Origin of the sequence: Chromobacterium vaccinii (genome assembly GCF_000971335.1) — a bacterium.
In the GTDB taxonomy this organism is placed as follows: domain Bacteria; phylum Pseudomonadota; class Gammaproteobacteria; order Burkholderiales; family Chromobacteriaceae; genus Chromobacterium; species Chromobacterium vaccinii.
Window position 1 is genome coordinate 68,590 of the sequence record NZ_JZJL01000014.1, and the last position, 23,788, is coordinate 92,377.

20 protein-coding genes are annotated in these 23,788 nt (G+C 66.6%); 14 read left to right on the top strand and 6 right to left on the bottom strand.

The window, feature by feature from the left end; all coding sequences use genetic code 11:
* The first annotated feature begins 344 nt into the window (after positions 1 to 344).
* From phnF to phnN, 3 genes are read left to right on the top strand one after another with little or no spacing between them, the layout of a single operon-like run.
* Positions 345 to 1,067 (top strand): phosphonate metabolism transcriptional regulator PhnF, encoded by a 723-nt coding sequence (phnF, locus tag VL52_RS09405; protein ID WP_046156785.1) that lies wholly within the window; start codon positions 345 to 347, stop codon positions 1,065 to 1,067.
* On the top strand, positions 1,064 to 1,762 hold the full coding sequence (locus VL52_RS09410; RefSeq protein ID WP_046156786.1) for a DUF1045 domain-containing protein: 699 nt from the start codon (positions 1,064 to 1,066) through the stop codon (positions 1,760 to 1,762). Before phnF ends, VL52_RS09410 begins: the two co-directional genes overlap by 4 nt.
* Positions 1,752 to 2,309 carry a phosphonate metabolism protein/1,5-bisphosphokinase (PRPP-forming) PhnN gene (gene phnN / locus VL52_RS09415; protein WP_046156787.1) on the top strand — a complete coding sequence of 186 codons (558 nt, stop codon included), beginning with the start codon at positions 1,752 to 1,754 and terminating at the stop codon, positions 2,307 to 2,309. The genes VL52_RS09410 and phnN overlap by 11 nt, the downstream gene beginning before the upstream one ends.
* Here the strand turns inward: phnN and VL52_RS09420 are convergent, their stop codons facing one another.
* Both VL52_RS09420 and VL52_RS09425 read right to left on the bottom strand, forming a co-directional pair.
* On the bottom strand, positions 2,310 to 3,944 hold the full coding sequence (locus VL52_RS09420) for a methyl-accepting chemotaxis protein (RefSeq protein WP_082113690.1): 1,635 nt from the start codon (positions 3,942 to 3,944) through the stop codon (positions 2,310 to 2,312).
* 74 nt (positions 3,945 to 4,018) lie between these two features.
* Positions 4,019 to 5,623, bottom strand: a complete 1,605-nt coding sequence (locus VL52_RS09425; RefSeq protein WP_046156789.1) for a GGDEF domain-containing protein — start codon at positions 5,621 to 5,623, stop codon at positions 4,019 to 4,021.
* 360 nt (positions 5,624 to 5,983) lie between these two features.
* Here VL52_RS09425 and VL52_RS09430 point away from each other — a divergent pair, with 360 nt between their 5' ends.
* From VL52_RS09430 to VL52_RS09460, 7 genes are all read left to right on the top strand, one after another.
* The gene (locus VL52_RS09430; protein ID WP_046156790.1) at positions 5,984 to 7,006 is read left to right on the top strand and encodes a putative 2-aminoethylphosphonate ABC transporter substrate-binding protein; all 1,023 of its coding nucleotides are present in this window, start codon (positions 5,984 to 5,986) and stop codon (positions 7,004 to 7,006) included.
* Between the two features lie 75 nt (positions 7,007 to 7,081).
* A complete protein-coding gene (locus tag VL52_RS09435) occupies positions 7,082 to 8,182 on the top strand; it encodes a putative 2-aminoethylphosphonate ABC transporter ATP-binding protein (RefSeq protein WP_046156791.1) in 1,101 nt (366 codons plus the stop codon).
* Positions 8,176 to 9,873, top strand: a complete 1,698-nt coding sequence (locus tag VL52_RS09440) for a putative 2-aminoethylphosphonate ABC transporter permease subunit (protein WP_052729233.1) — start codon at positions 8,176 to 8,178, stop codon at positions 9,871 to 9,873. Before VL52_RS09435 ends, VL52_RS09440 begins: the two co-directional genes overlap by 7 nt.
* 173 nt (positions 9,874 to 10,046) lie before the next feature.
* Entirely contained in the window at positions 10,047 to 10,919 is an 873-nt protein-coding gene (locus VL52_RS09445) for a hypothetical protein (protein ID WP_046156792.1), read from the top strand.
* A gap of 14 nt (positions 10,920 to 10,933) precedes the next feature.
* Positions 10,934 to 11,260 (top strand): hypothetical protein, encoded by a 327-nt coding sequence (locus VL52_RS09450; protein ID WP_046156793.1) that lies wholly within the window; start codon positions 10,934 to 10,936, stop codon positions 11,258 to 11,260.
* A gap of 211 nt (positions 11,261 to 11,471) precedes the next feature.
* A complete protein-coding gene (locus VL52_RS09455) occupies positions 11,472 to 14,708 on the top strand; it encodes a transglycosylase domain-containing protein (RefSeq protein WP_046156794.1) in 3,237 nt (1,078 codons plus the stop codon).
* Between the two features lie 170 nt (positions 14,709 to 14,878).
* Entirely contained in the window at positions 14,879 to 16,069 is a 1,191-nt protein-coding gene (locus VL52_RS09460) for an MFS transporter (RefSeq protein ID WP_046156795.1), read from the top strand.
* Positions 16,070 to 16,154: 85 nt separating this feature from the next.
* On the opposite strand, the gene cynS is transcribed toward VL52_RS09460, so the two are convergent.
* Positions 16,155 to 16,622, bottom strand: a complete 468-nt coding sequence (gene cynS / locus VL52_RS09465) for a cyanase (RefSeq protein WP_046156796.1) — start codon at positions 16,620 to 16,622, stop codon at positions 16,155 to 16,157.
* 83 nt (positions 16,623 to 16,705) lie between these two features.
* On the bottom strand, positions 16,706 to 17,365 hold the full coding sequence (locus tag VL52_RS09470; protein WP_046156797.1) for a carbonic anhydrase: 660 nt from the start codon (positions 17,363 to 17,365) through the stop codon (positions 16,706 to 16,708).
* A 109-nt stretch (positions 17,366 to 17,474) separates the two neighbouring features.
* Between VL52_RS09470 and cynR the strand changes: the two genes are divergently transcribed.
* Complete coding sequence (cynR, locus tag VL52_RS09475) at positions 17,475 to 18,362, top strand: transcriptional regulator CynR (RefSeq protein ID WP_046156798.1); 888 nt, start codon at positions 17,475 to 17,477, stop codon at positions 18,360 to 18,362.
* On the opposite strand, the gene VL52_RS09480 is transcribed toward cynR, so the two are convergent.
* Positions 18,352 to 19,272, bottom strand: coding sequence for a LysR family transcriptional regulator (locus tag VL52_RS09480; protein ID WP_046156799.1), 921 nt, complete (start codon positions 19,270 to 19,272; stop codon positions 18,352 to 18,354). The two genes, cynR and VL52_RS09480, sit on opposite strands and share 11 nt — an antisense overlap.
* 168 nt (positions 19,273 to 19,440) lie before the next feature.
* On the opposite strand from VL52_RS09480, the gene VL52_RS09485 reads away from it, so the two are divergent.
* Positions 19,441 to 20,649, top strand: a complete 1,209-nt coding sequence (locus tag VL52_RS09485; RefSeq protein ID WP_082113691.1) for a M20 aminoacylase family protein — start codon at positions 19,441 to 19,443, stop codon at positions 20,647 to 20,649.
* Between the two features lie 13 nt (positions 20,650 to 20,662).
* Positions 20,663 to 22,015: a DUF3100 domain-containing protein gene (locus VL52_RS23855; protein WP_082113692.1), complete on the top strand. Its 1,353-nt coding sequence runs from the start codon at positions 20,663 to 20,665 to the stop codon at positions 22,013 to 22,015.
* 230 nt (positions 22,016 to 22,245) lie between these two features.
* Here the strand turns inward: VL52_RS23855 and ctlX are convergent, their stop codons facing one another.
* Complete coding sequence (ctlX, locus tag VL52_RS09495) at positions 22,246 to 23,175, bottom strand: citrulline utilization hydrolase CtlX (protein WP_046156800.1); 930 nt, start codon at positions 23,173 to 23,175, stop codon at positions 22,246 to 22,248.
* A 189-nt stretch (positions 23,176 to 23,364) separates the two neighbouring features.
* Between ctlX and VL52_RS09500 the strand changes: the two genes are divergently transcribed.
* The gene (locus tag VL52_RS09500; RefSeq protein WP_046156801.1) at positions 23,365 to 23,787 is read left to right on the top strand and encodes an Lrp/AsnC family transcriptional regulator; all 423 of its coding nucleotides are present in this window, start codon (positions 23,365 to 23,367) and stop codon (positions 23,785 to 23,787) included.
* Position 23,788: the final 1 nt, after the last annotated feature.

The following is a 23,788-nucleotide window of genomic DNA, read 5'->3' on the forward strand; positions in this document are numbered from 1 at the left end:
CTGCGGTGATCAACATGTTTTTTGAATCCGCTGCGCGGATGATGCTTTTCATAGCCGGGGCTGCCCGGCGGGCAGGGAGGGGATATTTGTGTGGCCAAATATCCCCTCCACCCCTAAAGGCCACCCCGCAAGCCTGGCCTGCGGCTTCCCGTCGGGTCCCGCCAGGCCCGAGGCGCGGCTGAACTCGCGATTTGCTAACGTCAAATCGCTCAGACAGGCAGCCGCTTAAAACCTCGGGCCTGCCACCCGACGGCAGGCTTGAAGGGATCTGGGCGCGTCGGCCCCGTGTTTGCTATTTGCAGATCCAGGCGAAAACGTCGTTTAAGAAACGCGAAAGGATAGGAATGATAGAGAGAGGCTCCGGCGTCGCCGTGTGGCGGCAGATAGAGGAGGCATTGGCGGCCGACATCGCCGGCGGCGCATTGCAGGCGGGCCAGCAACTGCCCACCGAACTGCAACTGGCGGACCGTTTCGGCGTCAACCGCCACACCATACGCCGCGCGGTGGCCACGCTGGTGGAGCGCGGCCTGCTGCGAGTGGAGCAGGGGCGCGGCACTTTCGTGCAGGACAATGCGATCGACTACGCGATCAGCAAGCGCACGCGCTTCTCGCAGAACATGGCGCGGCAGAACCTCAGCTCGGACATCGACATCCTGAACAGCGACACCGTGCCGGCCAACGCCGAGCTGTCGGAATTGCTGCAGGTGGTCGCGGGCGACACGCTGTACCGCATCAAGACCCTGAGCAAGGTAGAGGGACGGGTGGTGGATTACGCGACCATGTTCTTTCCCGCTTCCCGGTTCCCAGGCTTGCCGGAAGCGTATCTGAGGCATCGCTCGGTGACGCTCGCGCTGGCCGAGTGCGGCGTGGCCGACTACACCCGCCGCTTCACCCGCGTCACCGCCCGGCTGCCGGACGCGGAGACGGTCGATTATCTGGGCATTCCCAAGAACCGTCCTGTGCTGCATGTGAAGTCGCTGAACGTCGACGCGGCCGGCGCGCCGGTGCAGTACGGTGTCACCTGCTTCAACGGCGACCTGGTGCAATTGGTGATGGAGCAGGAATGACGCGCTACGCGATTTATTATGCGCCCAGGCCGGACAGCGAGCTGTGGCGCGCCGGCTGCCGCTGGCTGGGGAGAGATGCCTTGAGCGGCGGCGCCCTGACTCAGCCTGAGGTGCCGGGCATCGGGGCGGAGGGCCTGGCCGGCTTGACCGGCGAAGCCGCCCGCTACGGCTGGCACGCCACCTTGAAGGCGCCGTTCGTTTTGCGGCCGGACCTGGGCGAGGACGCGCTGTTGCGGCGGACCGCCGGGCTGGCGGCGGCGTTCCAGCCGTTCGCGCTGAATCTGGAGGTGGGCTGGCTGGATGACTTTCTCGCGCTGCGGCCGGCGGCGCCGCTGCCGCGGTTGGACGAGCTGGCCGCCGCCTGCGTGGCGGCGCTGGAGCCGCTGGCGGACCGGAGCGGCCCGGCCAAGTCCAGGCCGGGACTGAGTCCGCGGCAAGAGGAGCTGTGCCGGCGCTGGGGCTACCCATATGTGTTCGAGCAGTTCCGTTTCCACCTGACGCTTTCCGGCAGCCTGGCGCGCGGATCGCAAACGGCCGCCACGCTGGAGGCGGGCGCCAGGCGGCATTTCTCCGGCCTGGCCGCCGCGGCCGAGATCGAGGGCGTCGCGCTGTTCGTCGAGCGGACGCCGGGCGAGCCGTTCCGCTACCTGGCCCACTGCGGTTTTGACGGAGTGGTGGCGCGCCATGACTGTTGAGTCCGGAATCCTGTGGTATGTGATCGGCCCGTCAGGCGCCGGCAAGGACAGCCTGCTGGCCTATGCGCGGCAGCGGTTGCCGCAAGTCGCCGGCGTGATGTTCGCCCACCGCTACATCACCCGGCCGGCCGATGCGGGCGGCGAGAACCACGTGGCGTTGAGCGCGGAGGAGTTCGCTGCCCGCGAGGCGAGCGGCTGTTTCGCCTTGTGCTGGCGGCGGCACGGCCTGGCTTATGGATTGGGTGTGGAGGTAGCGATGTGGCTGGCGCAGGGCTTGGACGTGGTGGTGAACGGTTCGCGTTCGATGCTGCCGCTGGCGGCTGAGTGTTTTCCCACTTTGCGTCCGCTGTGGATCACCGCCAGCCCCGAGGTGCTGGCGGCGCGATTGGCCGGGCGCGGTCGGGAATCGGTCGAGGAAATCGCCCGCCGGCTGGTGGAGGCGGGCAGCTTTGCGCCGCCGCCCGCGTGCGAGGTGCTGTGGAACGACGGCGAGCTGGCCGAGGCCGGCGAGTGTTTGCTGGCCCTGCTGGCGCGCCAGCCGGTTTGATCAGCGGTCCACCACGAAGCGCCGAATCTGCGTTTGCAGCGTGGCGCTGACCTCCTGTAGTCGGCCGCTGCTGAGACTGGCATCCTGGCTGGCTTTGAGGCTTTCGTCGGCGGAGCGGGCGATGGCCGACACGCTGCCGGCGATGGACTGGCTTTCCCGCACCTGTTCCTCGATATCCGCCGCCAGCCGCTCCAGCTCGCCCACGGTGGCGGTGGCGCCGCGTTTCAGCTCGGTCAGCGGTTCGATGATTTCGCCTATCAGCGTCACGCCGCGCGCCATTTCACGCTGGCCCTGTTCGATGCGGCCCATCGCCTCGGACGTTTGGTTATCCATCGCGGCGATCACCTCGTTGATCTCCCGGGTAGCTTGGGCGGTGCGCGCGGCCAGATTGCGCACCTCGTCGGCCACCACGGCGAAGCCGCGGCCCATTTCGCCGGCGCGCGCCGCCTCGATGGCGGCGTTCAGCGCCAGCATATTGGTCTGTTCGGCGATGCTGGTGACGGCTTCAATCATGCCGTGCATGGAGTTGGCGCGCTGGCGCAGCGTGTCCACCGATTCGGCGCTGCCCTGGATTTTTCCGGCGATCAGGCCGATTTCGTGTGAGGCGGTTTCGATCAGTTTTTGCCCTTGATCGGCCAAATCGGCCGCGTTGCGGGCCTGGCGCCTGGCTTGGTCGGCGGTGGTCGCCGCGCGGTCCAGCTTGGCGGAGAAGGCTCCGACCACGCCATTGATCTGATGGATTTCAGCCTGTTGCCGCTCCACGCCGCCGGCCACTTCCGCCGCGCTGCCTCGGGTGGCGCTGGCGGTGTCCGCTACGATGTCCGCGCTGGCGCGCAGTTCGCGCACCAGAGCGGCCAGCTCGTCCTGCATCTGAGCCATCCGCCGCAGCATTTGCGCCGTTTCGTCGTTGCCGGCGGCGTGCACTTCGCTGCGCAGGTCGCCCTGGGCCATCGAACCCAGCACCGCCACACTGTGTTCCAGCGGCCGGGTGATGCTGCGGGTGACGCTCCAGGCCAGCAGGAGGCCGGCCAGCACGGCGGCGATGCAGCAGCCCAGCAATAAGCCGCGGGTGGCGCCCATCAGCGACAGCACATCGGCCATTTCCGCGTTCATATGGTTTTGCTGGGCCGCTGCTAACTCGGCGGTGGCTCCGAGCAGCGCTTGCAGCGCAGGGCGGGTCTGGCTGCCGTATTGCCGGGCCAGCGCGGCCGGATCATTGGCTTCCACCAGGTCCACCGTGTTGCTGAAGGCCTTGGAGTAGGCGGTCCGCAACTCGGCCAAACGTTGCAGCGCGCCGGCCTGCTCCCCGCTCCAGGGCAGGGCCTTCAGGCGCTGCAGCGCGGTGTTGGCCTTGTGGCTGGCCTCATCCATCGCCGCGTACAGCGGCACGCGCTGCGGCTGGTCCGGAGTGGAGACGATTTGCAGAAGCAGCAGCGCCGCGCTTTGCGAGTAGCGGTCCAGATCGGCGGCCGCCTGCTGTTTGCTGGCATCTTCGCTGACGATGACGCGGGTGGCCTGTTCGATGCGGGCCAGCCCGGCCCATACGCTGGAGGCGATTGCTAGCAGGAAAGCCAGCAGTACCATGAAGGAGACGGCCAGTCTGGGTCCTACCTTGATTTTTTGCAGTAGCCTCATGACAGAGATCTCGCGGATTGCAAAACGGTTGGTCGGGATGACGCCTGGAATATGACGGCGGCTCCGCCTGGCGCTTACAGGTGGATGGTGGCGCTGCCGCTGCTGCCGGTTTTCTTGACGCGGTACATCGCCTGGTCTGCCGCCTGCAGCAGGCTGTCCGGATTACTGTAGCCGTCGCCGATGGCGATGCCGATGGAGATGCCCAGCTGGCAGGAGTTGCCGGAGACCAGGAAGGGCGTGTCGAAGGCTTCCAGGCATTTGTCGGCCACGGTGCGGGCGATGTCCTCGGCCTTGTCGTCCAGATCGCTCAGCAACAGCACGAATTCGTCCCCGCCTATCCTGGCCAGGGTATCGCTCTGGCGCACGGTGCCGGACAGGCGCTGCGCGGCCTGCCACAGCACCTTGTCGCCGGCTTTGTGGCCCAGGGTGTCGTTGATCATCTTGAAACTGTCCAGATCCATGAACAGCAGCGCCAGGCGGGTCTCCCGGCGCTGGGCCTGGGCCAGCGCCACGTGCAGCCGGTCGGACAGCAGCAAGCGGTTGGGCAGGCCGGTCAGCGAGTCGTGGTGCGCCATCTGAGCCAGCTCCGTCTGCTTGTCTTCCAGCTTGCGCAGCAGGCGGTTGAAGGAGGCGATCAGATAGCCGACTTCGTCCTTGCGGTGTATCGGCAAGGGCTCCAGCGGCAATTCGCCCCGCGTCATGCGGTCGGCGTGGCGGGCGGCGCGGAACAGCGGACGCAGCACGATGTACATGCCGCCGCAAGCCAGCACCGAAAACACGACGAAGGCGATCAGCGCCTGGCGCAGCGTGAAGTGCTGCACCCGGGCTACGGTGGCGAAGGCGTCCCGGCCGGGCAGCTTGGCCACCACCAGCCAGCCGGTGCTGGGCACCTGCACGATGGCGCGGACTTCCTCCTCTCCCTGCGGCGTGGCCGCCACCGCCGCGCCGCGATAGCCGGCCATCGCCTGGTCGTGCAGCGGGTCGCGCCCGGGCTCAGGCATCGGCTGCAGCGTCAGCTCGCTTTGAGAGCCGGTGATGATCTGATGGTCGCGCGGGGAAATCAGCAGGAAGCTGTCGCGATGATCGCCGATTCGGGATTGCTGCAGCAAATCAAGGAAACCCGGCGCGGCGATGGCGGTGACGCCGACCAGCACCGCCGGCACTTCGCCGCTCACCTGCACCGGCGCCGACATCGGCAGCACCGGCACGCCCGAACTGCGGCCGGTTATCGCCTTGCCGATGTAGAACCGGCCTTGCAGGGATTGACGGATGTAGTCGCGGTCGCCGTAGTTGACCTGCATCCGGTGCGGCACTTCCGGGTAATCGGCGATCACGCGGCCGTCCGGCCGCACCACGAACAAGCCGATGGAGAACAGCGGTTGGTACTGGTAACGCTCCTTCAGCCAGGCGCGCAGTGCGTCTGGGCGGTCCAGCAGCTCGGGCGGCAGCGCGGTGGCCAGGCGGGACAGCAAAGCCTTGCGCTGCCTGATCTTGTCGTCGATGTCGTGGGCGACGTAGCCGGCCAGCGCCAGCTGCTGCTCGGACACGACCTGGCCCAGATCCTGCCGCAGAAAGGAGCCCAGCGCGTAGTAACGCGACAGCACGCCGAAGATCATGATGGCCAGGGACAGCGCCAACAGGCGGATGATGATGCTGTCCGACAGGCGTTTGGACTTCATGCCTGCTCAGCTCCGTTCGCTTGGGTTCCGCCCGGGCTCAGGCCGCCGCTTTCCTCGCGCAGGGTCAACCATCGCTCCTTCTCGAGGATCCAGGGCGAAGCGCTATTTCCTGAGAGCGGCAAATCTGCTGCGCCGTATGGCTTTGCGGGGTCGTATTCATCTGTCGTCGCCTGTGTCCAGTCCTCACTATAGATAAGAGCCGCGGGGCTTTCCGCCCGCATAGGTCTAGCGCGGCAAGACAAGCTTCATGCCGCATTCACCGGCCTGTCATCGCCGGCGCTTATCGTTGCGCTGTTTTGTTTCAATCAGTCCGATGTGCAAATAGATTTGTCTATACGTCTAACCCAAGGAGCATCGTCGATGAAAAAGCAGATGGCTGTCGCGGCCGCCCTGGCCGTATCCGGGCTGCTGTCCCCGCTGGCGCAGGCCAAGACCACGCTGACCGTCTACACCGCGCTGGAAGCGGACCAGGTGAAGGACTACAAGGAAGCGTTCGAGAAGGCCAATCCGGACATCGACATCCGCTGGGTGCGCGAATCCACCGGCGTGATCACCGCCCGGCTGCTGTCGGAGAAAAACCATCCCCAGGCTGATGTCGTGTGGGGCCTGGCCGCCACCAGCCTGATGATCCTGGACCAGCAGGGCATGCTGCAGGGCTACGCGCCCAAAGGCGTGGAGAAACTGAGCCCGCAGTTTGTCGACAAGGCCAAGCCGCCGAAGTGGACCGGCATGGACGTATGGGCGGCCACCATCTGTTTCAACACCGTGGAAGCGGCGAAAAAGAATCTGCCCAAGCCGGAAAACTGGACCGATTTGACCCGCCCGGTCTACAAGGGCCAGATCGTGATGCCGCATCCGGCCTCGTCCGGCACCGGTTACCTGGACGTGTCCGCCTGGCTGCAGACCATGGGCGAGAAGAAGGGCTGGGACTACATGGACAAGCTGCACGCCAATATGGCGCAGTACGTCCATTCAGGCTCCAAACCCTGCAAGATGGCCGCCGCCGGCGAGTATCCGATCGGCATCTCGTTTGAATACCGCGGCGCGCAGCTGAAGGAGAAGGGCGCGCCGATCGACCTGATCTATCCGAAGGAAGGCCTAGGCTGGGATCTGGAAGCCACCGCCATCGTCAAGGGCACCAAGAACCTGGACGCCGCCAGGAAGCTGGCCGACTTCTCGGTGAGCCTGCCGGCGATGAAGCTGTACGAGCAGAACTACGCGGTGCTGGCGATGCCGGGCGTGGCAAAGCAGAACCCCTTCATTCCGGTCGACTACTCGCAGCGGCTGTCCAAGAACAACTTCGGCTGGGCCGCCAAAAACCGCGACGCCATCCTGAAGGAATGGTCGCGCCGCTATGAGAGCAAGGCCGCGCCGAAAGAGTGAACGGTCGCCCCGCAGCCGCCCCCCATGCCGGGGGCGGTTTGTTTCACGCATAGTCTCAGGTCACTGGAGCACCCGATGAAACCGGTCGATAGCCTGTCCGGCTTGTCCGAGCATTTATCCGTCCATGCGCTCAGCCGCCGTTTCGGCGCCTTCACCGCTTTGGATCAAGCCTCGCTTTCCATCCGCAAGGGCGAGTTTGTCTGTCTGCTTGGCCCCTCCGGTTGCGGCAAGACCACGCTGCTGCGGCTGATCGCCGGGCTGGATCTGCCGGATGCCGGCACGATCCGCCTGTCCGGCCGCGACATCACCCGCGCGGCGCCGGCCAAGCGCGACTACGGCATCGTGTTCCAGAGTTACGCGCTGTTTCCCAATCTGACAGTGGCCGACAACATCGCCTACGGCCTGACGCCGCGCCGCGACAAGGCCGGCCATGCCCGCCGCGTGCGCGAGCTGCTGGACATCGTCGGCCTGCCGGGCTCGGAAGGCAAATACCCGTCGCAGCTGTCCGGCGGCCAGCAGCAGCGGGTGGCGCTGGCCCGCGCGCTGGCCACTTCGCCCGGCCTGTTGCTGCTGGACGAGCCGTTGTCGGCGCTGGACGCTCGGGTGCGCGACAAGCTGCGGGAGGAGCTGAAGGGCCTGCAGCGGCGGCTGGGCGTCACCACGCTGATGGTCACCCACGATCAGGAAGAAGCCCTGTCCATCGCCGACCGGGTGGTAGTGATGAACGCCGGCCGGATCGAGCAGGCCGGCACGCCGACCGAGATCTACCGCAGCCCGGCCAGCCGCTTCGTCGCCGAATTCGTCGGCGACGCCAACTGGCTGCCGGCCGAGCGCCGCGGCGGCCGGGAGGCGGCGGTCGGCGGCTGCGTGCTGAGCCTGACCCGGGATCTGCCCGATGCCGCGGGCTTGACGCTGTTCATCCGGCCGGAGGACGTCATCGTCAAGCCGCGCTGGGAACCGGCGGCCAACACTTTGCTGGCGCGGGTGGCGGATGTGTCTTTCGGCGGCGCGATGACGCGGCTGAGCTTGCGCCCGGAAGGCATGCCCGGCCTGATCCTGCGCGCCGAAGTATGCCCGTCGATGCTGAACCGCCAGTCGCTGGTGCCGGGCGAGATCGTGCCGGTGGAGCTGCCGGCGGCGCAACTGCGCGCCTATCCGGGAGAAGCAGCATGCTGAGCCTGGCGCGACGATGGCTGCCCGCCGCCCTGCGCGTGGATGGCGAACGCCTGGCCGGCGCCGCGCTGGCCTGGGCGCTGCTGGGATTGCTGGCGCTGGCGCTGGGCCTGCCGCTGTTGTTCATTCTCGGCAAATCGGTGCTGACCATGGACGGCGACTTCGCCGGACTCGGCAATTTCACAGAGGTGCTGGCTTCGCCCGGCCTGATGCGCGCGGCCGGCAACAGCCTGCTGCTGGCCTTGACGGTGTCGGCGCTGGTGGTGCCGGCGGCTTTCGCTTTCGCCTGGGCGCTGTGCCGCAGCCAGGCGCCGGGTCGGGGAGCGTTCCGCCAGATCGCGCTGCTGCCGCTATTGGCGCCGTCTCTGCTGCCGGCCATCTCGCTGGTTTACCTGTTTGGCAACCAGGGCCTGTTGAAAAGCTGGCTGGGCGGCGGATCGGTTTACGGTTTCTGGGGCATGGTCGCCGGCGAGGCGTTCTATGCCTTTCCCTATGCCTTCATGCTGCTTTCCACTTCCTTGTCCGTCGCCGACGCCCGCTTGTACGAGGCGGCGAGGGCGATGGGGGCCGGCGCGTGGCGGCGCTTCGCCACCATCACGCTGCCGGGCGCGCGCTACGGCCTGGCATCGTCGGCGCTGCTGGTGTTCACGCTGGTGCTCACCGATTTCGGCGTGCCCAAGGTGGTGGGCGGCGATTGCAATGTGCTGGCGGTGGAGGCGTTCAAGCAGGTGGTGGGGCAGCAGAACTTTCCGCGCGGCGCCGTGGTGGGGCTGATGCTGCTGTTGCCGGCCGTGCTGTCCTGCTTCATCGAGCGGGCGATGTCGCGCCGCCAGCGCGCGGCCTTGTCGGCGCGGTCTACGCCGTTTTCGCCGTCCACGGCCCCGGCGCGGGACGCGGCCGCGCTCGTCATGCTGGCGATCATGGCCATGCCGTTGCTGGCGCTGATGGGCGTCGGCGTGGGGGCTTCCTTCATCAAGTATTGGCCATACGACCTTAGCCTGACGCTGGCCCACTACCGTTTCGACCAAGTGGACGGCGGTGGCTGGGACGCGTATTTCAACAGCCTGGAAATGGCCGCGGCCACCGCGCTGATCGGCGCGACGCTGGCTTTTCTGGGCGCCTACTGCTGCGAGAAGCTGCCGGCCGCGCCGCTGGCGAGGGGCGCGCTGCGGTTGCTCGCGATGTTGCCGATGGCGGTGCCCGGCCTGGTGCTGGGCCTGGGCTACGTGTTCTTTTTCAACCACCCCGACAATCCGCTCAACGGCTTGTATGGCGGCCTGACGCTGATGACGGCCTGCACTGTCGTCCATTTCTACACCACCGCTCATCTGACCATCGCCACCGCGCTCAAGCAGATGGACGGCGAATTCGAAGCGGTGGCCGCCGCGCTGAAGGTGCCGTTCTGGATCACGCTGCGCCGGGTGACGCTGCCGGTTTGCCTGCCTGCGCTACTGGACGTGGCGCGTTTCCTGTTCGTGTCGGCGATGACCACGCTGTCGGCGCTGGTGTTCATCGCCGGGCCGGAGCGCAGCCTGGCGGCGGTGGCCATCGTGACCATGGACGACGCCGGCGACACCGCCGCCGCCGCCGCGATGGCGACGCTGATCGTGCTCAGCTCGGCGCTGGCCTCGCTGGCGGCGTCGCTGTTGTCGCGCCGGCTGGTGGGGCGCGGCCAGCCGTGGCGTCCGCGCTGACCGTTCACGCCGGCATGGCGCCGGCGTTCATGGGCAAGAGGGGAGTACGGCGTATTACTTAAGCGGCTTGCAATCGCTTTGCCTTGATTTGATGACGAACTATATCTGAAAGGCATGTCATCGCCGGCCCCGCCAGGCGGTCCGGTCGTCATCGTCAATCGCAGGGTCGCGCCATGTCCACTCCTTCATTCCTGTTGCCCGCCGCGCTGCTTATGGCGCTGCTCGCCGGCTGCGCCGGCAGCGTGGACAGCGGAAAATTCATCGCCTTGAGAGACGCCGCCGTCCAGGTGAATCGCGGCGCCCAGGCGAGCTTCGATCAATTGCAGCGCGACGCGCGCGACAGCGCGGTGCTTGGCTATCCGGACCGCAAGGTCGGCGCGCAGGGCTTCCCGCTGGTGAACGCGCAAGGCGAAAGCTACGATCTGAGCGCGCCGCTGTCCCGGGTGACTGCTACGCTGGACGCGCTCAGCTGCTACTCGGAAGCGCTGGCCAAACTGGCGGGCGGCGGCAAGATGGAGGACATAGACCGCGCGTCGCAGGATTTGGCGGCCAGCCTGCGCGGCCTGCCGGCCGGGACGTTGGACGCCCAGGCGGCGAATGGCGTCGCCATCGCGGTGGACGCGCTGGGCCAGGCCATGCTCGCGGCCCAACGCCGGGAGGGGCTGCGCGGCGTGATGGACCGCGCCCAGCCCGGCCTGGACGCGCTGGCGCAGATGATGGAGCGGGTGGACGAGGATTTGAAGCTCTATGTGCTCAATATCCGCTTGCGTTATCTGGGGCTGGTCAACCGCGATGGCGTGCGCCCGCCCTATCACAGCTGGGATCGTTACCGTTTCGACCAGCAGGTAGCCGCGCAACTGGCCGGCTACGACAGGCTGGAGCAGGCGCTGGCCTCCACCGACAAGGCGGTGAGGGACTTCCCGGAACTGCATCGCCAATTGCGGGCGAGCCTGGATCAGCCTGGCAAGCCGCTTGACCGGCTGCATGATTTCATCGCGGAGGCGCGCCGCCTGCGGGCGCTGTACCGCGACCTGCCGAATAGTTGACGAGGAGGCAAACCATGGATAGTCATGATCTGGCGGAGCTGCTGACCGGCCTGGCGTCGCGTCTGAACAACCTGATGGTGGACACTTCGGGCGCCGTCAGCCGTCAATGCTCCGATCTGCAGGAGACACTTACCGGCCAGGCGTTGGCGGCCATCGCCAAGGATCTGGACCATGCCACCGCCCAGTACGCCGCCGCGGTCAACGCGTTGACCGAAGCGACGCAGGAGGCCGACGCGGCCGCCGCGGCGCTGGATCAGACCGCGCGTTCGATCGAGGCTGTGGCCAAAGTGGTGAAGTTCGCCGGCCAGGCGTCCGCGCTGGCGGCGGGCGTGCTGGCCTGAGCCGAAGGGCGCGCGCGGGACGCAGAGGGCGGGCGTCGGCGCAGGGGAATTGTGAGTAGAGTTGTCCCGGGCTTGTAAAGCCGTAAGGCTGTCCGATAGTGAGATAAAGCCTGTCAGGCGAGCGATATCCGAGAGGATGCCGCCGGGGGGCGGAGCGGCGGCGACATTCTCCAGTTCCTGCTAAGGGGGCGGCCCTGAGGGCCGACTGATCATGATAGACACTTCGGAAGCCAAACTCGGATTGGGCAAGGGCAAACCGTCTTCTTCCGTTTGGTGGGCGTTGGCCGGCCTCGGCATCGCATTGTTCGGCCTGGGCGCCTCGCTGCTGCTGAACGAGATCCACACATCCCACTTTCAGTCGATGTTCTTCAGCCGCGCCGGCCGCCACGCCACTTTCGCGGTGGAGCAGGGGCCGAGCAAGGAAGTGCGCTTTCCCTCTCCCGGCGGCCCCTATGACCAGCGCATGGGCTATGTCGAGCTGCCGCGCTTCCTGCAGCGGCTGGGGCAGCGCGGCTACGCGATAGACGCCCAGGCCAGGCAGTCGCCCGATTTGATCAAGCTGACCGACCGAGGCGTCACCGGCCCGCTGTTGCCGCTGGGCCTGTTCCCGCCGTACCGCGAGAAGGACCAGGCCGGGCTGCTGGTGCGGGACGGCTACGGCAGGCCCATTTACCAGTCGCAGTATCCGCAGCGGATATACAGTAATTTCGAATCGCTGCCGAGGCTGCTGGTGGCCGGCCTGTTGTACATCGAAAACCATACCCTGCTGGACGATGGCAATCCGCAGCAGAACCCGGCCATCGAATGGTCGCGCTTCGGCAAGGCACTGGCCGACGAGAGCCTGCACCTGTTCCGACCCGGCTACCACTCGGCCGGCGCCAGCACCCTGGCCACCCAGATCGAGAAGTTCCGCCATTCCCCCGGCGGCCGCACCGGCTCGCCCAAGGAAAAGCTGCGCCAGATGTTGTCGGCCTCGGTGCGCGCCTACCACAACGGCGAGGACACCACCGCTTTCCGCCGCCAGCTGGTGGTGGAGTATCTGAACACGGTGCCGTTGGCGGCTCGCGCCGGTTTCGGTGAGATCTCCGGCATCGGCGACGGCATGTGGGCCTGGTATGGCCGCTCTTTCGACGAGATGAACCGCACGCTGGACAACGACTCTCCGCTGACGGTGGATGAGCAGGCCACCGTGTTCAAGGAGGCGTTCAGCCTGATGATTTCCCAGCGCGGCCCGTCCGCTTACCTGAATGGCGACATGAAGGTGCTGGAAGACCTGACCAATTCCTATCTGAGGCTGATGGCGCGGGACAAGGTGATTTCGCAGGAGCTGTGCGACGCGGCGCTGAAGGTGTCGCTGCGGCAGCAGAAGGAAAAAGTGAATCCGACGGTCAAGTCGCTGGTGGAGCGCAAGGGCGCCAACGCGGTGCGGATCAAGCTGGCCGGCATGCTGGGCATGCCCAGGCTGTATGATCTGGATCATGTCGACCTCGAGGTCAACAGCACGCTCGATTCGCAGCTGCAGCAGTCGGTCACCGACCACCTGATGAGGCTGCGCGACCCCGAGTACGCGAAGTCGGTGGGCCTGGGCGACAAGTTCCTGCTGCAGCAGGGCTCGCCGGAGGGCGTGACCTACAGCTTCACGCTGATCGAGCGCACGCCGTTCGGCAACAAGGTGCGGGTGCAGGCCGACAATTTCGACCAGCCTTTCGACATCAACGAGGGCACCAAGCTGGACCTGGGCTCCACCTCCAAGCTGCGCACGCTGGTCACCTATCTGGAAGTGATCGCCGATCTGCACCGGCAATACGCGGACTTGAGCCCTGAGGCGCTCGGCAAGATCAAATCGGGCGAGCATGAGTCGGTGCTGCGGCGCTGGGCGATAGACTATCTGCGCCAGAGCGACGACCGCAGCCTGCCGGCGATGCTGGCGGCCTCCCTGGAGCGCAAGTACAGCGCCAGCCCGGGAGAGAGCTTTTTCACCGGCGGCGGGCGCCACACCTTCGAGAATTTCGACAAGAACGACAATGGCCGCATCCTGAGCTTGCGCGAGGCGACCCAGCGCTCGGTGAACCTGGTCTACATCCGGGTGATGCGCGACATCGTCCGCTATTACATGTATCCGGCCGGTTACGACGATACCCTGATGGGCGACAAGGAGGACCCGCGCCGGCGCGAATACCTGCAGCGCTTCGCCGACAAGGAAGGCAAGACCTTCATGGCCGGCTTCTACCACAAGTACCGCGGCAAGGATGTGAGCCAGATCGACGCGCTGCTGGTGGAGAAGGCGCGGCGCAGTCCCAAGCGGCTGGCGGTGATCTTCCGCAGCATCCGCCCGACGGAAGACCAGCAGGCGATGGCGGCCTTCATCGCCAAGCACGCCAATCCGCCGGCCAAGCTGGAGCCTGCGACGCTGGCCAAGCTGTACGACGAGCTGGGCCCGGACCGCTTCAACCTGGCCGACCGGGGCTACTTGGCCGGGGTCCATCCGCTGGAATTGTGGATGGTCGCCTATTTGCACGCGCATCCCGACGCGGGCTGGAGCGAGATGGTCCAGGCCAGCGCCGCACAGCGCCAGGAAGTTTACCAGTGGCTGTTCAACAGCAAGCACAAGGGCGGCCAGGACAACCGCATCCGCCAGATCCAGGAAACCGACGCTTTCCGCAAGATACACGCGGCGTGGAAGCGGATGGGCTATCCCTTCGACTCCCTGGTGCCGTCCTACGCCACCGCGCTGGGGGCTTCGGCCGACCGGCCGGCGGCCCTGGCCGAGCTGATGGGCATCCTGTCCAATGACGGCGTGCGCCTGCCCACCGTCTACATCGACAAGATGCGCTTCGCCGAGGCCACGCCGTACGAGACTTCGCTGGCGCAGGCGCCGACGCGCGGGGTGAGGGTGTTGCCGCCGGAGATTCCGCAACTGGTGCGCCAGGTGCTGTCCGAAGTGGTGGACAAGGGCACTGCCCACCGGGTAGCCGGCGCCTTCGACCGCAAGAAGGGCGAGCACACGCTGATAGGCGGCAAGACCGGCACCGGCGACAACCGCTTCAAAACCTTCTCGCGCGGCGGCGGCTTGACCTCGGCGCGGGTGGTCAGCCGCTCCGGCGCCTTCGTGTTCTATATCGGCGACCATTACTTCGGCACCATCGTCGCCTACGTGGCCGGGCCCAAGGCGGCCGATTACCGGTTTACCAGCGCCTTGCCGGTGCAGGTGCTGAAAGTGCTGGCGCCGACCTTGCTGCCGCGCCTGGACTACACGCCGCTCGAAACCAGCCGCGGAGCGGACAGCGTGGCGGAAGGGACGCCGGACGCCGGCCTGCCGCCGGGCACGCCCCTGTGCCTGGTGCCCAGCATGGGCGGCGTGTGCCAGTTGCTTCAGCAGCCGGAAATGAAGCCGGGGCCGCCGGCGAGCCGGGATGAGGCCAGGAGGGGGGGCCGCGGGCTTGCGTGACGGCGGCGCAAATGATAAGTTAGGCGAACTATATCCGCCGTCAGGCGCAAGCCTGCGGCCGTAAGCGTTTACGTCAAGCAACGCACCCTAGCCACCCGGCCGTGGCGCGGTGCGTTGCCTTCTTGAAGCGACCGCCGCGCGGGCCGGGATCTGCGCGGAGACCGCTGTCCATGCCCGAAGTCCTGTCATTTTCTCAAGCTTACCGCCGCCTGTTGGCCAAGACGGCGGCGTTGTTCCTGTCTTATCTGGCGGTGGCGATGTCGCTTCCGGTCACCTCCATCTATGTGATCGACCAACTGCATTACGGCAACGCGCTGGGCGGGCTGGCGGTGGGCATCACCTTCTTTTCCACCATTCTGACCCGCGGCTATGCCGGGCGCCTGTGCGATCAGCAGGGCGGCAAGGCCTGCATGCGGCGCGGGCTGTACCTGTACATGCTGGCCGGCGCGGTTTGCCTGGCTTCGTCCTGGCTGGCCGACCAGCCGGTCCTGGCGCTGGGCGTGCTGTTGTCCGGGCGCTTGCTGTTGGGGCTGGGCGAGAGCCTGGCCATCGTCGGCATGGCGGCCTGGAGCATAGGCCTGATGGGGCCGGCCCATTCCGGCAAGGTGATGTCGCTGGTGGGCATGGGGATGTACGGCGCTTTCGCCGCCGGTGGGCCCTTGGGGCTGCTGCTGTTCCAGCAGGCGGGTTTCCGGCCGTTGATGGCGGCCTGCGCGTTGCTGCCGCTGGCCGGGCTGCTGCTGATCCGGCGGTTTCCGCGCATCGCGCCGCATGCCGGCCAGCGGGAGTCCTTCCTGCGCATCCTGGGGCGCATCGGCAAGCCGGGCGCGGCGGTCTTTCTGCAAGGGGTCGGCTTCGCCGGCCTGGGCGCCTTCTTCGCCTTGTATTTCTCCAGCCGCGGCTGGGCCTGGGGCAGCCTGGGCCTGACCGGTTTCGGCGTCGGCTTCGTGCTGGTGCGCGTGTTGTGCGGCCATCTGCCGGACCGCATCGGCGGCGCGAAGGTGGCGCTGGCCTCGCTGGCGGTGGAGGCCGTCGGCCAGTGGCTGATCTGGAGCGCGGCCACGCCGGCCGCCGCCCTGCTGGGGGCGCTGCTGACCGGCGTTGGTTGCTCCATGGTGTTTCCGGGCATGGGCGTGGAGGTGATCAAGCGCGTGCCCGCCCATCTGCGCGGCACCGCGCTGGGCGGCTTCGCGGCTTTCCAGGATATGGCCTATGGTTTGACGGGGCCGGTGGCCGGCTTGTTCGCCGACAGCTTCGGCTACGGCGCGGTGTTTCTGACCGGGGCCGTGGCGGCCATGCTGGGCATGGCCACGGTGGCGCTGATGCTGGCCGAGCGCGCGCCGGAGCCCGCGCGCGGCTAGCGGCGCCGGTTCAGCCGCCGGCGCGATGCCGGCGGCTGCTGCGGATGCGGCTCGGGAGAGACCGCAGATCCGCCCGCGGGGATAATCAGAACGGCTTGGTCGGCAGGTACTTGCCGTCCAGCGTGATCACCGCGCGTTGGCCGCCGTCCGGGTCTTCCACTTTCTTGATGTCCAGCTTGAAGTTGATCGCGCTGATGATGCCGTCGCCGAATTGCTCATGCACCAGCGCCTTCAGCGTGGTGCCGTAGATCTGCACCATTTCATAGAAGCGATAGATGGTGGGGTCGGTCGGCACGCCGCCCGGAATGCTGCCGCGCAGCGGGATGGTCTGCAGCAGCGCGACGGCGTCGTCGTCCAGTTCCAGACGGTCCGCCACCAGGCGGGCGGCCTCTTCCGGCAGCGCGTGCTGGCCCAGCAGCGCGGCGGTGGTGTAGGCGATGCTGAGGCCGGTGCCCTGGTTTATCTCCTCGAAGCTCAGGCGCTTACGCGCCTTGGCGGCGATGATGGCGTCGGTCAGGGCTTGGCGTGGGGCTTGCTGGCATTGGGATTGCATATTGATTCTCCTTGCTTGGGGTGGAGCGCGGCTGGGGACGCCATGAAAGGCCGGGCGCGCCGCCGCGCGGGGATGGTTTCGGTTCAGGGCTGGCGGACGGCGTCGTCCAGCATGGCCGCCGTCTGCGGGCAATCTCGCAGCGGCACGAAGCGGCCTTGCTCCGGATCCAGGGCCTGGATGTCGCCGCTGGCGATGTCGTACATCCAGCCGTGCAAGCGCAGCCGGCCCTGTCTCAGCGCCAGCGCCACTGCGGGATGGGTGCGCAGATTGGCCAGTTGGGCGATGACGTTCTCGCGGGCCATGGCATTCACTTTGGCGTCGTGGCCGGCGTGCTCGCCGGCGTCGCTGATCGCCTTGGCGCAGTCGGCGTGGCGCAGCCAGCCGGCGACGGCGGGCATGCCCGTCAGATCCTTGCCGCAGGCGACGGCCGTCATCGCGCCGCAGTCGGAATGGCCGCAGACCACGATGTCGGCCACGCCCAGCGCGGCGACCGCGTATTCCACGGAGGCGGACACGCCTCCCGGCTCCTGGCCGTAGCCGGGCACGATGTTGCCGGCGTTGCGGATGACGAACAGTTCGCCCGGTTCGCGCTGGGTCAGCAATTCCGGCACCACCCGGCTGTCGGAGCAGGCGATGAACAGCGTGGCGGGGGATTGCGAGCCGGCCAGCCGGCGGAACAGCTCGGCGCGTTCCGGATAGGCCTCGCGCTGGAATTTTAGGGTGCCGGCGATGATGTCCTGCATGGCGGTTCTCCGTGTGGTGAAACGATGAACGGATGATGCGCCGCTTTTATTATTGGGTCCAAGACTGGTAAATTATGACTTTCATAGGAATAGCCAATAGTTTGGACTCATGCTGCTACGACACATCCGCTACTTCCTCGCGGTAGCCGAACATCTCAATTTCACCCGCGCGGCCGAGGCGCTGCATGTTTCCCAGCCGACGCTGTCGCAGCAGATACGCCAGCTGGAAGAGGCGCTGGGCGCGGAATTGTTCGACCGGAGCGGCCGCCAGCTGCGGCTGACCGACGCCGGCGGCGCCTACCGGGTCTACGCCCGCCGCGCGCTGCGGGATCTGGAGGCCGGCCGGCGCGCCTTGCACGACGTGGCTTCGTTGCAGCGCGGGCAGCTGCGGCTGGCGATGACCCCTACCTTCGCCGCCTGGCTGGCTGGTCCGCTGCTGGCGCGCTTCCATCAGCGCCATCCCGGCATCGCGCTGATTGTGCGCGAGATGTCGCAAGAGGCGATGGAGGCCGGGGTGGCCGACGACGCTTTCGATATCGGCATCGGCTTCGCGCCCTCGGGCACGCTGGAGGTGGAGGCGGCACCCTTGCTGGACGAGCGTCTGGCGCTGGTGGCGGGAGAGGGGCACCCGCTGGCGGGGAGGAGGGACGCCTTGTCCCTGGCGGAACTGGAGGCCATGCCGCTGGTTTTGCTGAGCGCGGATTTCATCACGCGCCGCCATGTCGACGACTACTGCCTCCGCCACGGCATCCGGCCCAGGGCTGCGATCGAGGTGAACGGCATGGGCGCGGCGGTGGAGATCATCCGCCACGGCGGATTGGCCGGCATCCTGCCCGCGGCCGTCGCCGCCAGCCAGCCCGGGCTGGCGGTGCTGGCGCTGGAGCCGGCCTTGCCGGGGCGGCAGGCCGCGCTGTTGACCAAGCGGGACGGCTATCGCAGCGCCGCCGCCCGCGCCTTCGCGGAACTGGCGCGGAGCTTCGCGGACGCTACGGCGTAACGGCGCCGTCGCGGAAGGACGGCATGGAGCCGGCCAGCATCTCCAGCAGCCTGGCGGCTGCCGGGCTTTGCCGGCGGCCCTGATGGGTGATCAGATGCACTTCCGCCTGCTGCAGGTTGCGCTGTTCGATCGGAATGGCCAGCAATTGGCCGTTTTCCAGCTCGCGCCGGACTGCGAAGAGCGGCTGCACCGTCGCCGCCTGCCCGGTCAGCGCGTATTCAATCATCACCCGGTAGGAATTGGTGACGATGGCCGGTTCCAGCTGGCATTGTTCGGCTCTTTCCGCGTCGCGCAGGATTTGCCGCACGCCGAAGCTCACGTCCGGCAGCGCCAGCTTGTGCCGCGCCAGCTCTTCCAGGCTGATGGGGCGTTTCGCGCGCGCTAGCGGGTGATCGGGCGTGGCCACCGCGTACAGCGGCTGGACCGAGCTGCGATGCACCCTCAGCAAGGGATTGGGCGCGGTATAGAACACGATGCCGATATGCGCCCGGTCCTCCAGCACCGTACGCACGATGTCGTTGGTACCGCGGATATCGATACCCACCGTGATCTGCGGATAGCGCTGGGAAAACGGATGGATGGCGTCGATCAGATCGCTGATCACGCCGCCGCCGGTCACCACGGACACATGGCCGCGGTGTATGCCTTTCAATTCGCGTAGCGCCGTCATCACCGCTTCCTGCTCGCTCAGCTGCTTGTTGTGATAGTCCAGCAGCAGCCGGCCGGCTTCGGTCGGCTGGAAGCCGCGGCGGTGGCGTTCGAACAGCGTGGCGCCCAGCTCCATCTCCAGCTGGCGGATCTGCCGGCTGACCGCGGAAGCGGCGATGTCCATGTGGTCCGCCGCCGCGCGCACGCCGCCCAGCCGGGCCGCTTCGAAGAAGTAGCGGACGCGCTGATCATTGAACTCCATGTTTCATCCTGATTAGTTGTGTTGCCTTAAAGGCAACAAAGAAACCATTCTATGATGTTGGAGAATTGTTTGTCATTTGCTTACAATCCCCGCTCATAATGACAAGGTACTTTCGCGGTGTGGTTATTCAGTCCATTGGACTTGGCTGCCGCGAATCGGGAGAAGGGTATGCAGGCAGACAGGCAAGGCCGGTTGGGCGGATTCGCGATGCTGTCCGATGCCGCCGTGCAGGACATGGCGGCGTGGCGGCAGGATCTGCACCGCCATCCGGAAACCGCGTTCGACGAACACCGCACCGCGGGCAAGATCGCCGCTTTGCTGCGCGGCTTCGGGCTGGAGGTGGCGACCGGCATCGGCCGCACCGGCGTGGTGGGCACCTTGCGCGCCGGCGGCGGCGCGCGCTCCATCGGCCTGCGCGCCGACATGGACGCGCTGCATCTGCATGAAGAGGGCGACGCGCCTTACCGTTCGCTGCACGCCGGCCGCATGCACGCCTGCGGCCACGACGGCCACTGCGCGATGCTGCTGGGCGCAGCCAGGCATCTGGCCGAGAGCCGCGCGTTCGACGGCACCGTCCAGTTCATCTTCCAGCCGGCCGAGGAGAACGAGGGCGGCGGCCAGGAGATGCTGGAAGACGGCTTGTTCGAGCGCTTTCCTGTGGACGGCGTCTACGGCATGCACAACTGGCCCGGCCTGCCGCTGGGACAGATGGCCATGCATCCGGGCCCGATGATGATGGCCTTCGACCTGTTCGAGATCCGCTTGCGCGGCCAGGGCGGCCACGCCGCGATGCCGGAGCGCACCCGCGACGTGGTCGCGGCCCAGTCCCAGCTGGTGACGGCGCTGCAGAGCATCGTCAGCCGCAACGTCGATCCGCTGGATTGCGCGGTGCTGTCCGTCACCCAGGTGGAGGCGGGCTCCACCTGGAACATCATTCCCGAGCAGGCGCTGCTGCGCGGCACGGTCCGCTACGTCAATCCCACGGTGCAGGCGGTGATAGAGAGCCGGATGCGCGCGCTGGTCGACCACATCGCGCTGGCGATGGGCGTTGAGGCGGAGATGGACTACTGGTACCGCTATCCGGCCACCATCAACGCCGAGGCGGAAACCTGGCGGGCGGCCGACGTCGCCGCCGAGCTGCTGGGCGAGGCGAACGTGCGCACCAATATGCGGCCGTCGATGGCGTCCGAAGACTTCGCCTTCATGCTGCAGGAGCGTCCCGGCTGTTATGCCTGGCTGGGCGTGGACGGTCCGGCGCCCAGCGCGGGGCTGCACAGCCCGCATTACGATTTCAACGATCAGGCGCTGGCGATAGGCGCGGCGTACTGGATCAAGCTGGTGGAAACCACGTTGGCCCCCGCGGCCGCAAAACAATAACGGGAATAAAAGCATGGCGCATGCGGGTGTTGGGCAATTGCAGGGCGGCGGGGTGGCTGCGGGCGCGGGATTCAACCGTCTGGCCCACCTGATGGCGATAGGCATCGTGATCGTCGCCGAACTGATCTACGTGCAGAAGTTTTCGGTGGGCAAGGGCAGCATCATCCTGCTGCCGCTGCTGTATGCCTTCGTGCTGGGCATGATGTGCAACCCGGCTGTCAATCCGCTGGCCGGCCGCTGGGTGAGCCGCGACGTCAGCGCCACCCTGAGCCAGGTGATCATCATCGCGGTGCTGCCGCTGGTGGCCAAGCTGGCCACGCTGCTGGGGCCGCAGTTCCAGGCCATCGTCGCGGCGGGGCCGGTGCTGATCTTCCACGAGCTGGGCAATGTCGCCACCGCGCTGGTGGCGATGCCGGTGGCGGTGCTGCTGTTCCGCATGGGCCGCGAGGCGGTGGGGGCGACGTTTTCCATCGACCGCGAACCCAATATCGCGGTGATCTCCGAACGCTACGGCCTGCGCAGCCCGGAAGGCATGGGCGCGCTCAGCGTCTACGCGATCGGCACCATGTTCGGCACCATTTTCTTCTCGCTGATCGTGCCGGTGGTGCATTCCTGGAATCTGTTCAGCGACAAGGCGCTGGCCATCGCCTGCGGCGTCGGCAGCGGCAGCATGATGGCCGCCTGCGCCGGCACGCTGATCACCGCCTTGCCGGAGCAGAAGGACACGCTGATGGCGCTGGCGGCGGCCAGCAACCTGCTGACCACCACCACCGGCGTGCTGTTCGGCATCTACGTGGCGCTGCCGTTCGCCAATAAGCTGTACGCGCTGCTGAGCCGCCTGCGCGCGCCCCGGCCGCAAGCCGCCATCCGGATGGACGCCGCCGACGCCGAGCTGCTGAAATCGGAAGAGCCCGAGCTGGGGCTGGGCGCTTTCGCCGCCAACCTGCTGATGGCCGGCGCCATCATCGTGCTCAGCCATCTGATCGGCCCCAAGAAAGAGCTGGCCGCGGTGCTGCTGGGCGTGGCGATGGTGCTGGGTATCTGTTTCGCCAGCCGCCTGCTCAACCGCTGGCTGCCGCTGAAGATCCCGACGCTGATCTGGCTGTCCATCCTGGGCGTGCTGGCCAGCCTGCCGGGCCTGCCCGGCGGCGAGTGGCGCAACCAGTGCTTCAGCCAGGTGGACGTGCTGGCCTGCGCGACGCTGGTGCTGGCCTACGCCGGCCTGGCCGTGACCCGGCGCGAAGCGGCCATTTTCAAGCGCGACGGCCTGCGTCTGCTGGTGATCGCCATCCTGGTGTTCAGCGGCACCTTCCTGGGATCGGCCTTGGTCAGCGATATTCTGTTTTCGTTGAAATTTGGACACTGATTGCCAAATGATCGGCATAAAAGTCAGTAAAGTTGCCAAATTTAATGTAATAGCTTTGTGAACAATCAAGCTTTTCTTAATAAAAATTAAGTCAAGCAAGCTTGCTAAAGAATGCCTATGTGCTAAATTGTTATGAATGGAATGATCATGTTCATGACATTCAACCATCTACCCCTTTGCGGCCGCCTCGTGCGGCCTTTTTTCTTGTCGGCCGGCGCCGGCGACATCGGCTAGGGTTGAGCCACGCTTCGGCGCGGCAGGAAAATCTCCGCCACCATGCAGCGCGCGCCGCCGCCGCCCAGCCGCTCTATGGTGTCGATCGGCGCCAGCGCGATGCGGGCCTCGCTGGAGAGCAGGCCTTGCTGTTCCGCCGTCAGCGCCTCCCAGGCCTGGCGCGACAAGGCGAACACCGGCGCGCCGTCGGCGGCGGACAGCTCCAGCATATTGCCGGCGAAGCATTCCAGCTGGCGGTAGTCGATGTCGACGACGCGCTTGCCGCCTTGCTCCAGCGAATGGCGCAGCGCGCGGCGCTCGCCGGCGTCGGCCACCGATTCCAGGCAGACCACGGCCAGCGCGCGGCCCACGCTCATCATCACATTGGTGTGGAAGATGGGTTTGCCGGCGCGGTCGGCCGCGCCGAACCAGAACGGCCGATAGCCGATTTCCCGCTCCACCGCTTCCATCACCCGCTCGCTGCTGCGCGTCGAGCGGCAGACATAGGCGATGCGGGCCGAGTGGTCGAACACCATGGAGCCGGTGCCCTCGTGGTAATGGCCGTCGCGCTCGAAAGGGCTGAGGTCGACCGCGCGGCGCAAATCGAATTGTTTTCCGATGGCGTCCAGGATGTCCTGGCGCCGTTCCTGCCGGCGGTTTTCCGCCTCCATCGGGTAAATCAGCGCCCGGCCGTCGGCATGCAGGCTCAGCCAGTTGTTGGGAAAGATGGAGTCCGGCGTGTGGGGCTCATGGGTGTCATCCACCACCAGCACATTGACGCCGCAGTCGCGCAGCGCATCGACATAGGCGTCGAATTCGGCCAGCGCGGCGCGCTGCGCCTCGGCGGCGTCCCGTTCCCGGTTCTGGAAGGCGTTGCTGGCGGTGGTTTGCGGGTTGGACAGGAAGCGGACCGGCCGGATCATCAGAACGTCGCTGGTGGTTTGCATGCCTTTTCATCCTAGGGGAGGCGGTGGGTAAGGTGTCCGTCTTGACCTGCGGCTATCGATTGAGCCGGTATTGATGCGGATCAAGAATGGTCGATATTGTGCGCCTCCGGATTGTCGTCAAAAAGCTGGCAAACCTTACAGAATTTTCATATTGTTTTGCAAATTGATGGGTTTGATTGACGATTTGGCATGAACGATGCCGACAGGCAATTACTGGCGCTGCTGCGCGACGACGCGCGGATATCCGTCACCGCGTTGGCGGAGAAGTTGAGAGTGTCGCGGGCGACGGTGCAGCATCGCATCGCCAGGCTGGAAGAGAGCGGGGTGATCGTCGGCTACACGGTGAAAGTGAAGCCGGAGGCGGAAGCCAGGCGCATCCGGGCCTGGATGTGCATCGCGGTGGAGGGCAACAAGACCGCCGCGGTGATGCAGGCGCTGCGCGGCGATCCCAGCGCCCACGCCTTGCATTCCACCAACGGCCGCTGGGACATCCTGGCCGAGCTGCGCGCCGATTCGCTAGAGCAATTCGACCGGGTGCAGGGGCGCGTCAGGCTGATTCCGGGCATTTCCGCCAGCGAAACCAGCATTCTGCTGTCCACGCACAAGGCCTAGC

What these genes read in the sequence shown, in the direction of transcription:
- phnF (WP_046156785.1), top strand. Translation starts at nt 345, where the DNA reads ATGATAGAGAGAGGCTCCGGCGTCGCCGTGTGGCGGCAGATAGAGGAG.
- VL52_RS09410 (WP_046156786.1), top strand. Translation starts at nt 1,064, where the DNA reads ATGACGCGCTACGCGATTTATTATGCGCCCAGGCCGGACAGCGAGCTG.
- phnN (WP_046156787.1), top strand. Translation starts at nt 1,752, where the DNA reads ATGACTGTTGAGTCCGGAATCCTGTGGTATGTGATCGGCCCGTCAGGC.
- VL52_RS09420 (WP_082113690.1), bottom strand. Translation starts at nt 3,944, where the DNA reads ATGAGGCTACTGCAAAAAATCAAGGTAGGACCCAGACTGGCCGTCTCC.
- VL52_RS09425 (WP_046156789.1), bottom strand. Translation starts at nt 5,623, where the DNA reads ATGAAGTCCAAACGCCTGTCGGACAGCATCATCATCCGCCTGTTGGCG.
- VL52_RS09430 (WP_046156790.1), top strand. Translation starts at nt 5,984, where the DNA reads ATGAAAAAGCAGATGGCTGTCGCGGCCGCCCTGGCCGTATCCGGGCTG.
- VL52_RS09435 (WP_046156791.1), top strand. Translation starts at nt 7,082, where the DNA reads ATGAAACCGGTCGATAGCCTGTCCGGCTTGTCCGAGCATTTATCCGTC.
- VL52_RS09440 (WP_052729233.1), top strand. Translation starts at nt 8,176, where the DNA reads ATGCTGAGCCTGGCGCGACGATGGCTGCCCGCCGCCCTGCGCGTGGAT.
- VL52_RS09445 (WP_046156792.1), top strand. Translation starts at nt 10,047, where the DNA reads ATGTCCACTCCTTCATTCCTGTTGCCCGCCGCGCTGCTTATGGCGCTG.
- VL52_RS09450 (WP_046156793.1), top strand. Translation starts at nt 10,934, where the DNA reads ATGGATAGTCATGATCTGGCGGAGCTGCTGACCGGCCTGGCGTCGCGT.
- VL52_RS09455 (WP_046156794.1), top strand. Translation starts at nt 11,472, where the DNA reads ATGATAGACACTTCGGAAGCCAAACTCGGATTGGGCAAGGGCAAACCG.
- VL52_RS09460 (WP_046156795.1), top strand. Translation starts at nt 14,879, where the DNA reads ATGCCCGAAGTCCTGTCATTTTCTCAAGCTTACCGCCGCCTGTTGGCC.
- cynS (WP_046156796.1), bottom strand. Translation starts at nt 16,622, where the DNA reads ATGCAATCCCAATGCCAGCAAGCCCCACGCCAAGCCCTGACCGACGCC.
- VL52_RS09470 (WP_046156797.1), bottom strand. Translation starts at nt 17,365, where the DNA reads ATGCAGGACATCATCGCCGGCACCCTAAAATTCCAGCGCGAGGCCTAT.
- cynR (WP_046156798.1), top strand. Translation starts at nt 17,475, where the DNA reads ATGCTGCTACGACACATCCGCTACTTCCTCGCGGTAGCCGAACATCTC.
- VL52_RS09480 (WP_046156799.1), bottom strand. Translation starts at nt 19,272, where the DNA reads ATGGAGTTCAATGATCAGCGCGTCCGCTACTTCTTCGAAGCGGCCCGG.
- VL52_RS09485 (WP_082113691.1), top strand. Translation starts at nt 19,441, where the DNA reads ATGCAGGCAGACAGGCAAGGCCGGTTGGGCGGATTCGCGATGCTGTCC.
- VL52_RS23855 (WP_082113692.1), top strand. Translation starts at nt 20,663, where the DNA reads ATGGCGCATGCGGGTGTTGGGCAATTGCAGGGCGGCGGGGTGGCTGCG.
- ctlX (WP_046156800.1), bottom strand. Translation starts at nt 23,175, where the DNA reads ATGCAAACCACCAGCGACGTTCTGATGATCCGGCCGGTCCGCTTCCTG.
- VL52_RS09500 (WP_046156801.1), top strand. Translation starts at nt 23,365, where the DNA reads ATGAACGATGCCGACAGGCAATTACTGGCGCTGCTGCGCGACGACGCG.